Annotated in this window: 9 protein-coding genes; 3 read left to right on the top strand and 6 right to left on the bottom strand. The window is 68.7% G+C overall.

Annotation, left to right across the window (positions count from 1 at the left end; translation table 11 throughout):
• The first annotated feature begins 62 nt into the window (after positions 1 to 62).
• Positions 63 to 1874: an ExeM/NucH family extracellular endonuclease gene (locus A2G96_RS27165; protein ID WP_062803272.1), complete on the top strand. Its 1812-nt coding sequence runs from the start codon at positions 63 to 65 to the stop codon at positions 1872 to 1874.
• Here A2G96_RS27165 and A2G96_RS27170 read toward each other — a convergent pair.
• The 6 genes from A2G96_RS27170 to A2G96_RS27195 form a co-directional block, all read right to left on the bottom strand.
• Complete coding sequence (locus tag A2G96_RS27170) at positions 1826 to 2293, bottom strand: DUF2127 domain-containing protein (protein WP_062803273.1); 468 nt, start codon at positions 2291 to 2293, stop codon at positions 1826 to 1828. The two genes, A2G96_RS27165 and A2G96_RS27170, sit on opposite strands and share 49 nt — an antisense overlap.
• A gap of 79 nt (positions 2294 to 2372) precedes the next feature.
• Positions 2373 to 2939 carry an SRPBCC family protein gene (locus A2G96_RS27175; protein WP_062803274.1) on the bottom strand — a complete coding sequence of 189 codons (567 nt, stop codon included), beginning with the start codon at positions 2937 to 2939 and terminating at the stop codon, positions 2373 to 2375.
• A gap of 116 nt (positions 2940 to 3055) precedes the next feature.
• Positions 3056 to 4591 (bottom strand): efflux transporter outer membrane subunit, encoded by a 1536-nt coding sequence (locus A2G96_RS27180; protein ID WP_062804155.1) that lies wholly within the window; start codon positions 4589 to 4591, stop codon positions 3056 to 3058.
• Positions 4592 to 4602: 11 nt separating this feature from the next.
• Positions 4603 to 7791 carry an efflux RND transporter permease subunit gene (locus tag A2G96_RS27185; RefSeq protein WP_062803275.1) on the bottom strand — a complete coding sequence of 1063 codons (3189 nt, stop codon included), beginning with the start codon at positions 7789 to 7791 and terminating at the stop codon, positions 4603 to 4605.
• A gap of 101 nt (positions 7792 to 7892) precedes the next feature.
• Positions 7893 to 9134 (bottom strand): efflux RND transporter periplasmic adaptor subunit, encoded by a 1242-nt coding sequence (locus A2G96_RS27190; protein ID WP_062803276.1) that lies wholly within the window; start codon positions 9132 to 9134, stop codon positions 7893 to 7895.
• 188 nt (positions 9135 to 9322) lie between these two features.
• Positions 9323 to 10288 (bottom strand): alpha/beta hydrolase, encoded by a 966-nt coding sequence (locus tag A2G96_RS27195; protein ID WP_062804156.1) that lies wholly within the window; start codon positions 10286 to 10288, stop codon positions 9323 to 9325.
• 415 nt (positions 10289 to 10703) lie between these two features.
• Here A2G96_RS27195 and A2G96_RS27200 point away from each other — a divergent pair, with 415 nt between their 5' ends.
• Entirely contained in the window at positions 10704 to 11639 is a 936-nt protein-coding gene (locus A2G96_RS27200) for a LysR family transcriptional regulator (protein ID WP_062803277.1), read from the top strand.
• Between the two features lie 144 nt (positions 11640 to 11783).
• Positions 11784 to 12356, top strand: a complete 573-nt coding sequence (locus A2G96_RS27205) for a superoxide dismutase family protein (RefSeq protein WP_062803278.1) — start codon at positions 11784 to 11786, stop codon at positions 12354 to 12356.
• The last annotated feature ends 8 nt before the right edge of the window (positions 12357 to 12364 follow it).

Consider the following 12364-nt stretch of genomic DNA (forward strand, 5'->3'; position numbering starts at 1 on the left):
AAGCATTCCGTTACAAGCGGGGGTTAGCATCGTCCACCTTGCCAACACCTGCCGAAACCGTCATGCGTCTGCCTCCGCCTGAATGCAGCATTGCGCTGTCCGCCCTGTCCCTGGCTTGCCTGATGGGATGTTCGTCCGGCGCCGATGCTGCAATGCAGCCATGCGGCAGCCCCGCGACCGCGCTTGCCGAGATCCGCAGCCCCGGCCAGGTCTCGCCGCTTGCCGGCCGCACGGTCGAAGTCCAGGCCATCGTCACGGCGGACTTCAGCGGCGACGGCGGCCTGCGCGGCTTCTTCCTGCAGACCGCGGATGCGCAGCGCCTGCATCGACCCGGTCTTTCGGAAGGGCTCTTTGTCTACGCGCCGCGCGCCCGGGCCGATGTCGGCGACATGGTGCGCGTGTCCGGAAAGATCGAAGAAAAATTCGGACAAACGCAACTGGCGCTGTCGGGCTCGCCCGCCGTATGCGCGCGCGGGCTGTCCGTCACGCCGCAAACGCTGACGCTGCCGCTTGCCGGCGAATCCGACCTGGCCGCCATGGAGGGCATGCTGGTACGGTTGCCACAGACGCTGACCGTCAGCGATGCCCACGAACTGGGCCGTTATGGCACCTTGGTGCTGAGCCACGGGCGCCCCATCGCGCCCACGCAACAGGCACTGCCGGGGCCGGCTGCGCGGCAAGCCGCCGCCGCCAACGCACGCAACCGCTTGTTGCTCGACGATGGCTCGACACGCCAGTTTCCTGCCGTGGTGCCCTACCCGCCCCCGCGACTCTCGCCAGCGCATCCGGTACGCGCCGGCGATACCGTCACCGGCGTGCAGGGGGTGCTGGAGCGACGGCACGGACAATGGCGGCTGCAGCCGGTACGCGGTGCCGGCGCACCGGCCTACCAGCACGCCAACCCGCGCCCCGCGGCACCGCCGCGGCATCCGGCCACCGCGCTGCGCGTGGCGGCCTTTAATCTGCAGAACTACTTCAATGGCGATGGCCACGGCGGGGGCCTGGATGCGCCCGACAACCGCGGCGCGCCGGACACTGCAGCGCTGGCACGGCAACAGGCCAAGCTGGTGGCCGCGCTACGCGGCCTGGACGCCGACGTGATCGGCCTGATGGAAGTCCAGAACAATGGCTATGGCCCGACCGGCGCGATCCGCCAGCTCGCCACGCTGCTGGGGCCGGACTGGCGCGTGGCCGACCCAGGCACGCCCGCGCTCGGCACCGATGCCATCGCGGTCGGGCTGCTGTACAACGCCCGCACCGCGCTGCCCGCCGGCCGGGTGGCGACCACATGGCTGGGCGAGCGCAGCCGCCAGCCGCTGGCAGCCACGTTCCGCGCGGCGGCAGGTGGCGCGCCGGTGACGGTGGTGGTCAACCATTTCAAATCCAAGAACTGCGTCGAGGCCGCCGGCGCGCAAGCCGACCAGCGCGACGGCCAGGGCTGCTGGAATCCCGCGCGCGTGCAGGCCGCCGACACCCTTGCGCGCTGGCTGGGCACCGCGCCGACCGGCATCGCCGAAGCCGGCGTGCTGGTGATCGGCGACCTGAACAGCTACGCGATGGAAGACCCGATACGCCTGCTGGCACGACGCGGCTACGCCGACCTGGTCGCGCGCTTTGCCGGCCCGCACACCTACAGCTACGTCTACGCGGCGCAGGCCGGCTATCTGGACCATGTGCTTGCCGACGCCTCGGCCGCGGCGCAGGTGGTGGCCGTACATGCGTGGCATATCAATGCCGATGAGCCTGCGGCCTTCTCCTATGCCTCGGCCCCGGGCTCAGGCGCCGCGCCGGCCTTCTATGCGCATGACCCGTACCGGTCTTCCGATCACGATCCCCTGGTGGTCGATTTCGCCAACAGCCCGCGCGCCAGGTAGAGCACCACCAGCAGGTTGGCCGCGGCCAGCGCGCCATGCAGCCAGCTGGGATGGACCAGGGCTTCGTACAGTTCCAGCGGGATGTAGATGCCGCCCGACCACACGCCGAGCCAGTTGCCCCAGGCCAGCCCGCGCCACAGCCCATAAGCTTCGGCAAAGCGCAGCAGCGCGTAGGCCGCGGCGGATGCACCGATAGCCCACAGGCGCGCGTTGTCGGGATGCTCGAGCAAGGACAGGAAGATGGTGGGATAGCGGCTGGCCGGATTGACGTGCCAGCGCTGGATGATGGCCTCGGCCAGCGCCTGGGCATCGCGATGCAGCAGTGCGGCCAGGCCGAGCCCGGCCACGATCACCAGCAGCCCCTTGGCCGCTTCGAACAACGCAATGCTCCTGAGGCCCAGTGCGCCCTGCTTTGCCATGCGGTATCTCCGGTCGATGCAAGTCCTGCAAAGCCGGTATTGTGCAATATCGGGAGCGGGATCGTGACCGGGTCGCGCGCTATGGCGCAGGCTGGGCCTCCAGCAGCGACTTGAGCCGGCGCACGGCTTCGGTGGACTCGGCCTGGAGCTGGTCGCGCAGCGTCAGCCAGTTGATCAGTGCGAACAGCAGCGTCGGCGAGCGGTAGCGGAACTCCCGCTCGAAGCGGGTGCGCTCGGCCGATGGCGTCAGCGACGGCGACATCGCCGGCGTCAGCCGGTAGGTAATGGTGCCGACGCGGTGGCCCGCGGCCACGCCCTCGATCGACCACGTGCGTGGCGGCTGGCTTTCGATCACGGTCCAGACCACCACGCCGCCGCGCCGGGCCAGCATGAAGGTCTCGGCCACACGCTCGCCGCGCTCGAGCGGATGGTCGGTCGCGCCCGCCACCGCCAGCGACGCCGGATGCCAGGCGGGCCAATGGCGCGGCGTTGCAACAAAATCGAAGACCTGCGCCGGCGGGCGCGAGATCACCACCTCGTCATGGATCGCGGTGCGGTCCAGCCCCGGCAGCGGCGCCACCAGCGCGCCCACGGTGAGCGCGGCGAAGACGAACCCCCAGAGCAGTTTCCTGTGTCGGACAAGCATGGCGGCGGGACCGGACGCAACCGGACGCAACCGGGAAGCACCCGTGCATCCCATGCGCATGGCGCGATGCTTACAGTGTAGTGACTGCCCGGCATCGCGCCAGTCCCGTGCGTGGCTTAGCGCGCCACCGGGGTGGCAGCGCCGTCGGCCGCAGGCGCCGGCGCCGTGGCCACCGTTGCCGGCAGCGGGCCCCAGCCCCCGCCCAGACGGCGCACCAGCGATACCGTGGCGGCCGCGCGCAGGCCGGCAACCTGGTTGGCCTCGCGCTGCGACTGCAGCACGGTACGGTCGGCATCGATCACCGTCAGGTAGTCGACCGCGCCCGCGTCATAGCGGCTGCGCGAAATCCGCGCCGCACGCTTCGCGCCGCCGAGTGCGCTGTCCAGCGCGCCGGCCTGCTGGCTGAGCCAGCGCACGTCCGCGAGGCTGTCTTCCACCTCGCGGAAGGCCACCAGCACGGTCTGGCGATAGCTTGCTACCGTTTCCTCGTGCGCGGCGCGGGCACCGGCCAGGTTGGCGCTGTTGCGGCCCCCGTCGAACACGGTCTGCGCGATGCTCGATCCGATCAGCGGCCCCAGCATCCAGGTGCGCGAGGACCACTTGAACAGGTTGGACAGGTCGGCCGATTCAAAGCCGAACAACCCGGTCAGCGTGATGCGCGGGAAAAACGCCGCCTTGGCCACGCCGATGCGCGCGTTGGCCGCCGCCATCTGGCGCTCGGCCGCGGCGATGTCCGGGCGACGCTCCAGCAGTTCGGACGGCAGCCCGGCGGGGATCGCCACCGGCGCGGCATCGAACGGCCTGGACGGCAGCGCGAACGCCGCCGGCGGCACCCCGGTCAGCACCGCCAGGGCATGCTCCTGGTTGGCACGGCGGCGTTCGATGCCGGCCAGGTCGGCGCGCGCGGTGCCGAGTTCGGCTTCGGCACGTGCCGGATCGAGGTCGGTGGTTTCCCCGGCGTCATAGCGCTTCTTCAGCAGCGACAGCGCGTCCTCGCGCAGCCTGATGGTGGCTTTGAGCAGCTCGCGCTCGCTGTCCAGCGTGCGCAGCGCGAAATACGCCTGCGCCACGTCGGCCTGCAGCGCCAGCTGCACCGAGCGGTACAGGTCTTCGGCGGCCTCGCCTTCGGCGCGGGCGGCATTGACGCTGGACGCGACGCGGCCGAACAGGTCCAGCTCATAGCTGGCGAAGGCGCGCGCCTTCAGCACCGTCTGCGGCGGCACGCGGGTGCCGTCGGGCAAGCCTTGCGACGCCGCCGACGGCTGCGAGCGGGTCGGGTCCAGCCCCACGCTCAGCTGCGGATAGAGGTCCGCCTCGGTCGCGCCGGTAAAGGCGCGCGCCTGCTTCAGGCGGGCCGCGGCGATGGCGAGATCCTGGTTGGATTCGCCCGCAGCGGCGATCAGGCGGTCCAGTTCGGCGTCGCCGAAGATCTTCCACCATTCGCCGCGATGCTGGCCCTCGGCCGGCGTCGCGGTCTTCCATTGCGCGCCTTCGGCCTGGGCCGCCTCGGCTTCCTTGAAGGCCGGCACGGTGGCCGTCTCCGGCACCTTGTAGGTCGGCGCGAGCGAGCAGCCGGCCAGGATCAGCGCGGCGGCCAGCGTCGCCAGTTTCGGCAACCAGTAGTTTGTTGTCGACATTGCAGGGGCATTCATGTTGATCACCATTATTCAGCCGATGCGGTCAGGCGGGCGGAGCCCTGCTCCTGCGTCGCCGCGCGGCGCTGGCCACGCGTGGCCAGCAGCCGCAGCGCCACGTAGAACACCGGCGTCAGGAACAGCCCGAAGAAGGTCACGCCAAGCATGCCGGCGAACACCGCCACGCCCATCGCATGGCGCATCTCGGCGCCGGCGCCGGTGGAGATCACCAGCGGCACCACGCCCATGATGAACGCGAACGACGTCATCAGGATCGGGCGCAGGCGCAGGCGGCTGGCCTCGATCGCGGCCTGCACCACGGTGCGGCCGTGATGCTCCAGCTCGCGCGCAAACTCGACGATCAGGATCGCGTTCTTCGCTGACAAGCCCACCAGCACGATAAAGCCGATCTGCGTGAAGATGTTGTTGTCGCCCTGCGTCAGCCACACCCCGGTCATTGCCGCCAGCAGGCTCATCGGCACGATCAGGATCACCGCCAGCGGCAGCGTCAGGCTCTCGTACTGGGCAGCCAGCACCAGGAACACCAGCAGCACGCACAGCGGGAAGATCCAGATCCCGGCATTGCCGGCCAGGATGTCCTGGTAGGTCAGCTCGGTCCATTCGAACTTGATGCCCTTGGGCAGCGTTTCCGCGGCGATGCGCTCGGCGGCGGCCTGCGCCTGGCCCGACGAGAAGCCGGGCGCGGGCCCGCCGTTCATGTCGGCGGCGGTAAAGCCGTTGTAGCGCACCACGCTGTCCGGACCGAAGCCCTGCTTCACCTGCACCAGCGACGACAGCGGCACCATGTCGCCGGCGGCGTTGCGCGTCTTCAGCTGCAGGATGTCCTCGGCATGGGCGCGGAACGGCGCATCGGCCTGCACCTTGACCTGGTAGGTCCGGCCGAACTTGTTGAAGTCATTGACATAGGCCGAACCCAGGTAAGTCTGCAGCGTGTCGAACACGTCCGTCACCGGCACGCCCAGCTGCTTGGCCTTGACGCGGTCCAGCCTGACGTCGAGCTGCGGCACGTTGACCTGGTAGTTGCTGAAGATGCCGGTCAGCTCGGGCGTGGCGCGCGCCTTGTTGGCGAACGCATTGGTGGCCTCGAACAGCGCGTCATAGCCCAGCGCGGCACGGTCCTCGATCATCAGCTTGAAGCCGCCGATGGTGCCCAGGCCCTGCACGGGCGGCGGCGGGAACACCGCGATGAAGGCATCCTGGATCGCCGCGTACTTCTGGTTCAGCTCGGCCGCGATGGCCGCGCCGCCCAGCTCGGCGCTCTTGCGGTCCTCGAACGGCTTGAGCGTGGCGAACACGATGCCGGCGCTCGGGCTGTTGGTGAAGCCGTTGATCGACAGGCCCGGGAAGGCCACCGCCGATTCGACGCCCGGATGCTTGAGCGCGATGTCGCTCATCTTGCGGATCACGTCTTCGGTGCGGTCCAGCGTGGCGCCGTCAGGCAGCTTGGCAAAGCCCACCAGGTACTGCTTGTCCTGCGCCGGCACGAAGCCCTTGGGCACCAGCTGGAACACGCCCCAGGTCAGCGCCAGCATCACCGCATAGACGCCAAACACCGAACCCTTGCGGCGGATCACGCCCTTCACGCCGCGGCCATAGCTCTCGGCGCTGCGGCCGAAGAACTTGTTGAAGCGCTTGAAGAAGCCGCCGAAGACGCGGTCCATCCAGCGCGACAGCCAGTCCTTGGGCGCGTCATGGCTCTTGAGCAGCAGCGCCGACAGCGCCGGCGACAGCGTCAGCGAGTTGAACGCCGAGATGATGGTCGAGATCGAGATGGTCAGCGCGAACTGCTTGTAGAACTGCCCGGTCAGGCCGGTCATGAAGGCCAGCGGCACGAACACGGCGATCAGCGTCAGCGCGATGGCGATGATGGGGCCGCTGACCTCGCGCATGGCCTTGTAGGTGGCCTCCTTCGGCGTCAGCCCTTCCTCGATATTGCGCTCGACGTTCTCCACCACCACGATCGCGTCATCGACCACGATGCCGATCGCCAGCACCAGCCCGAACAGCGACAGCGCATTGATCGAGAAGCCGAACAGATGCATCAGGCCGAAGGTACCGACGATCGACACCGGCACCGCCAGCAGCGGGATGATCGACGCGCGCCAGGTCTGCAGGAACAGGATCACCACCAGCACCACCAGCGCAATCGCCTCGAACAGCGTGTGCGTGACCGCCTCGATCGAGTGGCGCACGAACTGCGTCGGGTCATAGACGATGCTGTAGTCGATGCCGTCGGGGAAGTTCTGCTTCAGCTCTTCCATGGTCTTGCGCACGTCATCCGAGATCTGGATGGCGTTGGAGCCTGGTGCCTGGAAGATGGGAATCGCCACCGCCGGCTTGTTGTCGAGCAGCGAGCGCAACGCGTATTCCGACGCGCCCAGCTCGATGCGGGCGACGTCCTTCAGGTAGGTCACGGCGCCGTCGGCGGAGGTGCGCACGACGATATCGCCGAACTCTTCCACCGTGCTCAGGCGGCCCTGCGCATTGACCGACAGCTGCAGGTCGGCGCCCGGCAGCGACGGCGACTGGCCGATCACGCCGGCCGCCACCTGCACGTTCTGCTCGCGGATGGCCTTGATCACGTCGCCGGTGGCCAGCTGGCGCTCGGCCATCTTTTCCGGGTTGAGCCACACGCGCATGGCGTAGTCGCCCGAGCCGAACAGCTGCACCTGGCCCACGCCCTGCAGGCGCGCCAGCCGGTCCTTGACGTTGATCACCGCGTAGTTGCGCAGGTAGGTCATGTCATAGCGGTCGTTGGGCGAGACCAGGTGGACCACCATGGTCAGGTCCGGCGAACTCTTGACCGTGGTGATGCCAAGCCGCCGCACGTCTTCCGGCAGCCGCGGCTCGGCCTGCGAGACGCGGTTCTGCACCAGCTGCTGTGCCTTGTCCGGGTCGGTGCCCAGCTTGAAGGTCACGGTCAGCGTGAGCAGGCCGTCGCTGTTGGACTGCGACGACATGTACAGCATGTCCTCGACGCCGTTGATCTGCTCTTCCAGCGGCGACGCCACGGTTTCGGCGATCACCTTGGGGTTGGCGCCCGGATACTGCGCGCGCACCACCACCGACGGCGGCACCACTTCCGGGTACTCCGAGATCGGCAGCTTGAACATCGAGATGGCGCCGATCAGGAAGATCAGCACCGACAGCACCCCCGCGAAGATGGGGCGGTCGATAAAGAATTTTGAGAGATTCATGTTGGTCTCTGCTAAAAGCGCTCCCCTGGCGGCCCGCTCGTGGCGGGCACCATCAATAGCCTGGGGAACGATGCAAAACTAGGGGCGCTGGGTGTGCGGGCTCAACTCACCGGCTTCGCGTCCGCGTCGCCCTTCTCGCTCGCGGCCTGCTTGCGGTCAGGCGCTGCCGGGCGCGGTTCCAGTTCGCTGCGGTAGGCCATGGCCACCGTCTTGGGCTGCACCGTGTCGCCCGGGCGCACGCGCTGCAGGCCATTGACGACGATGTTCTCGCCCGGATTGAGCCCCTTGCGGATCACGCGCAGGCCTTCATAGTTGGGCCCGAGCTCGACTTCGCGGTAGACCAGCTTGTTGGCCTTGTCGACCACCAGCACGAACTTCTTGCCCTGGTCGGTGCCGACCGCACGGTCGTTGACCAGCACCGCCGCATGCGGCGCGCCGCCGCCCATCTTGACCTTGGCGTACAGGCCCGGCAGCAGGCGGCCGTCGTCGTTGCCGAACACCGCGCGCACGCGGATGGTGCCGCTGCGCGTATCGAGCCGGTTGTCGACCGACTGGATCTTGCCTTGATGCGGATGGCCGTCTTCGTTTGCCAGGCCCAGGAAGACCGGCAGGTTGGCCTGTCCGCCGCCGGCGCCGGGAGCGGTGTAGCGCAGGTAGCTCTGCTCGTCGATCTCGAAGCTGGCGTAAATAGGCGACACCGACACCACCGTGGTCAGCGGCGGCGTCGCCACGCCGGGCGCCACCAGGTTGCCCACCGTGATCTCGGCGCGCGACACGCGGCCGGACACCGGCGCGGTGATGCGGGTGTAGGCCAGGTTCAGGCGCGCGGTTTCCAGCTGTGCCTGCGCGGCGCGCACGTTGGCGCCGGTTTCGCGCGCGGCATGGATGCGCTCGTCGAACTCGCGCCGCGAGATCGCGTTGTCGTCCAGCAGGCGCTGGGCGCGCTCGCCCTCGCTCTTGGCGTGGGCCGCGCGCACCTGCGCCGCGGCCAGCGCGGCCTCGGCGCGTGCCACCTCCGCGGCATAAGGCCGCGGGTCGATGGTGAAGAGCGGATCGCCCTTCTTCACCAGCGCGCCTTCGCGGAAGTGCACGGCATCGATGGTGCCGCCGACGCGCGGGCGGATCTCGACCCGGTCCACCGCTTCCAGGCGGCCGGAGAATTCATCCCACTCGGTGATGGTCTGCCCGACCACCGCGGCCACCTCGATGGCCGGCGCCGGCGGCGGCGTATTGGCGTGCGCTTCGCCGCTGTGCCACGGGCGCAGGATCGAACCGGCCACGCCGGCACCGAGCACCACGACGATGGCGAGGGCAATCAGGGTACGTCGCTTCTGCTGCTGCATTTCTCAAACTCCTGGATCGGGTTTTCTTCAACCGGAAAAGCAAATGGCCGAACGCCGCCTGCCGGTCCGCGCGGGCGGATCGGAACCATGGTCAAGCTGATGGTCGGACTTGGGACCGCGCGCATCACTGCGCGCTACGGTCCTGGCTCTGGCCGAAACAGAGCCGGCTGGCGGTTGTCTGGAGCGGCTCAGCCGGCGGGCTTGGCTCCAGGCCCGCTGGCGTTGGCGCCAGCGTGGCGTTCAGTCAGGGATGAGGTGGCGTCGGCCACGGCCAGACATCGCCGCAGGAACCGCGCACCTTCGTCGACCCATGCCTGACAGCTGTCATGGGCCTCTTCCACGCCGTCGCCGCAGGCGCCGGGCATGATCATGGCTTGGGCCGGCACACCGGCCTTGCCCAGGCGCCCGGCGAAGGCTTCGCCTTCGGCACGCAGCGCGTCGTGTTCGGCCACCTGCACCAGCGTGGGCGGCAGCCCGGCCAGGCGCGAGGCCAGCGCCGGGGCGGCATACGGATGCACCGTATCGGCCGGCGTCGGCAGGTAGTCGCGATAGTTGTCGGCCAGCCGGCGCAGCGTTTCCATCGGCACCGTGCCGCCGCCAAAACCCGCGCAGGAGGCATGCTGCAGGCACGGGTCGGTCACCGGGCGGATCAGCCACTGGCCGCGCGGCTGGGCGGTACCGCGGTCGCGCAGCATCTGCGCCAGCGCGATCGCCAGGTTGCCGCCGGCTTCCTCGCCCACCAGCGCGAAGCGGGTCTTGTCGACCTTCAGGCGCCGGGCATTGCGCAACACCCATTGCACCGTGCTGTGCGCATCCTCGGGCGCTGCCGGGAACGGATGGTCGGGCGCCAGCGAATACGCCGGCGTAACCACCACCGCGGGCACCGTCGTGGCCAGGTCCTGCACCAGGTGGCACGCATGTTCCAGGCCGCCGTCGACGAAGCCGCCGGCGTGCAGGTACACCAGCCAGGGCAGCAGCGCGGCGCTGTCGATGCCCGGTGCCGGATAGCCCGGCGGATAGCACACCCGCACCAGGATCTCGCGGCCGTCGCTGGTCACCGTGTGCTCTGCCACGCGCGCCTGTCCCGGCCCGGCTGCCGCGGGGGCAGTGGCGGCGCTGGCGGCTGCGGAGCGTTGGCCTGGCTTCTGTGACATGGCAGCGGCGCACGGCATGGACAATGCGCTTGAGTGTTGCGATGCAACGGATTATGGTGATTGACGAGGATGGGATAAAGCGAGAGATCGCCAATGCACTGTTCCGGGATTGGAATAATCGCAAACCGGGCTGTCATGCGTCTGAAAACTGAAATCCCCACGCATGACAAGGTCTTGGATTTTGTGATTCACTCCCGCTCTCGGCACGCGCGGCGGTTGGCCAGGCCGTTGCGCGCCCGGCCCGTGGGTGGATTCCCCGCGGCGCCGGACGCCTGACTGAATTCAGGCCGGCATCGCGCCCAGCCAGCGCGCATCCAGTGCCAGCAGCCGGCAGACTCCCCATCACAACAACACAGGCCGCGTGCGCCACGAGCGCGGGCGGCACGCCGTTCGGATCTATCGTCGGAACCTCATCATGGACCGTCTCGTATCAATGCAGGCATTCACCCGGGTCGTCGATGTCGGCAGCTTTGCGCGTGCCGCCGAATCGATGGACCTGCCCAAGGCCACGCTGACCCGCCTGATCCAGAACCTGGAGACCCACCTCGGCGTGAAGCTGCTGCACCGGACCACGCGCCGCATCAGCGTGACCAACGACGGCGCCGCTTACTACGAGCGTTGCGTGCGCATCCTGGCCGATGTCGAGGAGGCCGAGCAGTCGCTGACGCGCCAGAACAATTCGCCGCGCGGCACGCTGTCGGTCGACACCACCGCCGGGCTGGCCCAACTGGTGCTGGTGCCGCACCTGCATGAATTCTTCCAGGCCTATCCGGACCTGAAGCTGGAGCTGACCATCAACGGCAAGCCGATCGACCTGCTGCAGGAAGGCGTCGACGTGGTGCTGCGCGTCGGCATTCCGCTGAACGAAGCCATGGTGGCCCGCCGCATCGGCCATGTGCAACTGGCGTTCTACGCCTCGCCGATCTACCTGAAGCGCAGCGGCACGCCGCATGACTTGGCCGAGCTGGCGCAGCACAAGGCGGTCAACTTCCTGTCCAACCGCACCGGCCGGGAAATGCCGTGGCCGCTGGCGCGCGGCACCGAGCGCGGCGAGGTGCTGCTGCCCTCCGCCATTTCCACCAATGACGCCGATGTCTACCTCGGCTGCGCGCTGGAAGGCCACGGCATCGCGCGCATCTCGCGCGCCATGGCCGAGCCCTATGTGGCCAGCGGCCGGCTGGTGGAAATCCTGGCCGACTGGCAGACCGATGAACTGCCGATCTCGGCGATGTATCCGCAGAACCGGCACCTGTCGGCCAAGGTGCGGGTGTTCGTGAACTGGGCAGCCGAGCTGTTCTCGCGCCATCCGCACTTTGGTGCGGCACAGCAGCCGCTGCCCGTGGCGGCCTGAGTCGCTAACTTGAACGGCCACCCCGCTGGCGCGATCCGCCAGCGGCGCGTGTGCCAGGCGCCATGTAGGACAAAACCGGAAATCGGTTCAGCGGCCGCCGACCTATACTGTTTCATCCGAAATCACGACAAGAAGAGGATTCCGATGAAACAAGTGCTTCTCCCCCTGGCGGCGTGCATCGCCGCAACCCTGGCACTGGCCGGCTGCGCCGGCTCCGGCATGACCTCGTCGTCGGCGGCCCAGCCGTCCGCCACCGGCGCCACCAGCGGCGCACGCGCGTCGGCCACGCTGCAGCCCAAGAGCGGCTCCAACACCGCGGGCACCGTCACCTTCCAGCAGCAGCCCGGCGGCGTGATGATGACCGCCGCGATTACCGGGCTGCCGCCCAATTCGGTCCACGGCTTCCACGTCCACGAGAAAGGCGACTGCTCCGCGCCTGACGCGATGAGCGCGGGCGGCCATTTCAACCCGACCGGCAAGCCCCACGGGCAGATGACCATGCCGGACCACCATGCCGGCGACATGAACAACGTCACCGCCGATGCCAGCGGCAACGTGCGCGTCAGCATGCTGCTGCCGTCGCTGTCGGTGGGCACCGGCACCAACAGCGTGATCGGCCGCGCGGTGGTGGTGCACAAGGATCCGGACGACTACAAGACGCAGCCCACCGGCAATGCCGGCGGCCGCATTGCCTGCGGCGTGGTGGCCGCGTCCTGAGCGCAGCA

Origin of the sequence: Cupriavidus nantongensis (assembly GCF_001598055.1) — a bacterium.
Lineage (GTDB): Bacteria > Pseudomonadota > Gammaproteobacteria > Burkholderiales > Burkholderiaceae > Cupriavidus > Cupriavidus nantongensis.

Bases quoted from the DNA above. Each gene is read 5' to 3' on its own strand.
- A2G96_RS27175 (WP_062803274.1), bottom strand. From the start codon at position 2,939: ATGCTTGTCCGACACAGGAAACTGCTCTGGGGGTTCGTCTTCGCCGCG.
- A2G96_RS27165 (WP_062803272.1), top strand. From the start codon at position 63: ATGCGTCTGCCTCCGCCTGAATGCAGCATTGCGCTGTCCGCCCTGTCC.
- A2G96_RS27190 (WP_062803276.1), bottom strand. From the start codon at position 9,134: ATGCAGCAGCAGAAGCGACGTACCCTGATTGCCCTCGCCATCGTCGTG.
- A2G96_RS27185 (WP_062803275.1), bottom strand. From the start codon at position 7,791: ATGAATCTCTCAAAATTCTTTATCGACCGCCCCATCTTCGCGGGGGTG.
- A2G96_RS27200 (WP_062803277.1), top strand. From the start codon at position 10,704: ATGGACCGTCTCGTATCAATGCAGGCATTCACCCGGGTCGTCGATGTC.
- A2G96_RS27170 (WP_062803273.1), bottom strand. From the start codon at position 2,293: ATGGCAAAGCAGGGCGCACTGGGCCTCAGGAGCATTGCGTTGTTCGAA.
- A2G96_RS27205 (WP_062803278.1), top strand. From the start codon at position 11,784: ATGAAACAAGTGCTTCTCCCCCTGGCGGCGTGCATCGCCGCAACCCTG.
- A2G96_RS27195 (WP_062804156.1), bottom strand. From the start codon at position 10,288: ATGTCACAGAAGCCAGGCCAACGCTCCGCAGCCGCCAGCGCCGCCACT.
- A2G96_RS27180 (WP_062804155.1), bottom strand. From the start codon at position 4,591: ATGAATGCCCCTGCAATGTCGACAACAAACTACTGGTTGCCGAAACTG.